This is a genomic window from Pseudomonas emilianonis, from assembly GCF_023072625.1.
Classification (GTDB): domain Bacteria; phylum Pseudomonadota; class Gammaproteobacteria; order Pseudomonadales; family Pseudomonadaceae; genus Aquipseudomonas; species Aquipseudomonas paraveronii.
Genome location: NZ_JAKNRV010000620.1, coordinates 1 through 1,720 on the forward strand (window position 1 = coordinate 1; position 1,720 = coordinate 1,720).

General features: G+C 61.9%; 2 protein-coding genes and 1 pseudogene. 1 reads left to right on the forward strand and 2 read right to left on the reverse strand.

The genetic code is table 11. From position 1 onward, the window contains the following. Positions 1–35 precede the first annotated feature (35 nt). The gene (locus tag L9Z73_RS30120) at positions 36–908 is read right to left on the reverse strand and encodes an undecaprenyl-diphosphate phosphatase (protein WP_247408583.1); all 873 of its coding nucleotides are present in this window, start codon (positions 906–908) and stop codon (positions 36–38) included. A 180-nt stretch (positions 909–1,088) separates the two neighbouring features. Here L9Z73_RS30120 and L9Z73_RS30125 point away from each other — a divergent pair, with 180 nt between their 5' ends. Next, on the forward strand, positions 1,089–1,595 hold the full coding sequence (locus L9Z73_RS30125; RefSeq protein ID WP_247408585.1) for a GNAT family N-acetyltransferase: 507 nt from the start codon (positions 1,089–1,091) through the stop codon (positions 1,593–1,595). Here the strand turns inward: L9Z73_RS30125 and L9Z73_RS30130 are convergent. After that, positions 1,592–1,720, reverse strand: a pseudogene (locus L9Z73_RS30130) (GlxA family transcriptional regulator); the annotation flags it as partial. The gene L9Z73_RS30125 and the pseudogene L9Z73_RS30130 overlap by 4 nt on opposite strands.

Sequence of the window (1,720 nt, forward strand, 5' to 3'; positions counted from 1 at the left end):
TTAAGGTTGATGCCGCGCCGTTGCGCCCCTGAGGCTTAGCTCAACAACCCGGTGCTGACCGCCACGATCAGGAAGATCCCCAGCAGCGCTCGGTAGATCACGAACGGCCAGGTGGAGAACCGCTCCAGGAACTTCATCAGGCCCCAGATCGCGAAGAACGCCGAGACGCTGGCGACCACCAGGCCAAACAGCAAGTGCGGCCAGGCATGGGCCGGCATGTCGGCGTGCAGCAGCACCCACAGCTCCTTTAAGCCGGCGAGGGCGATGGCCGGCAGGCCCAGCAGGAACGAGAAACGCGCGGCTTCTTCACGCTTGAAGTTGAGGAACAGCGCGGCGGTCAGCGTCGAGCCGGAGCGCGAGACCCCAGGAATCAAGGCGCCAATCTGCGCGATGCCGACGATCAGCGCGTCGCGCAGGCGCATTTCACTCACCTTGCGCGTATGCCGCGCACTCAGTTCGGCCGCCGCCAGCAACACCGCCATCACTACGCAGGCAATGCCGATCACCATCAGCCCGCGCAGCGGTGAGTTACACGCATTCAAAGTCGAGGACAACGCCAGGCCGGCAATGCCGATCGGAACGGTCGCCAGCACAATCGCCACCGCCAGCTTGAACCACTGATTGTTGTAATCGCCCTGGCGCACCGCGCCAATACTGCCGGTGACCACCTGGCGCACATCGCGCCAGAAGTAACTGACCACCGCCGCCAGCGCGGCCAGTTGCATCGCCGCCGAAAACGCCGAGCCCGGGTCTTGCCAGCCGAGCAGGGCGGGCACCACACGCATATGGGCGGTGGACGAGACCGGCAACAGCTCGGTAATGCCCTGGATCACGCCGAGGATGAAAATCTGCAGGTAATCCAGGGAGGCAAAGCCCACATCCAGGCCGGCGGAACAGACGTTGGTCAAAGTGCGTGTCCTTGAGAGAAAAGAGGCAAGTCGGCGAAGTTTATTCGAAATGTTTCGAGGGTTCGGACAAGGCCGCGCCTATTTGCAATCGGTTCAGCAAGTAGAAAGGTTCAAGCCGCTATTGGACTGGGGCAGGGTTTTGTGAACAATGGCGCCCTGCGTTTTTTCACCGAGAGCCTCATGCCTGAAACCACCGTCGAATTGATCCAGACCGGCCCGGAAGCGTCCGAGCTGATCCGCAACCTGTACCAGTACTACGCTTATGAGTCTTCGGACTGGGAGCAAGAAGATGTGGAGGCGGATGGCCGCTTCTACATCCATGACGAACACCTGAACCGCTACTGGCAAGACCCGCAATGGAGCGCCAACCTGCTGCTGGTCGACGGCTATATCGCCGGTTTCCTGCTGATCGAAGGCAGTGAGTTGCCGGGCATCGATGCCCTGGAACTGGCCGACCTGTTCATCCTCAAGCGCTACCGCCGCAAGGGCATCGGCAGCGCGATCGCCACCCAGGTGCTATGCAGCGGCGCGGCCAACTGGCTGGTGCGCTTCTATGATCAGGATGAAGTGTCCCAGGCGTTCTGGCGCACCGTGCTGGATAACCTGCCACGCCCGGTGCAGACCCTCGAGCTGGACGATGATCCGCAATTGACCAGTTACCTGATTACGCGGGCGTCGTTGCACTAAGCGCTGCGTTCGCCAAAAAAAGCCTGTTGCATGGCCTGGGGCGGTTGCCCAAAGGCGCGCAGAAACGCCTGGCGCATGCGCTCGCGGTCGCCGAAGCCGGTTTCGCGGGCCACCACTTCATCCTG

What these genes read in the sequence shown, in the direction of transcription:
- L9Z73_RS30125 (WP_247408585.1), top strand. Translation starts at nt 1,089, where the DNA reads ATGCCTGAAACCACCGTCGAATTGATCCAGACCGGCCCGGAAGCGTCC.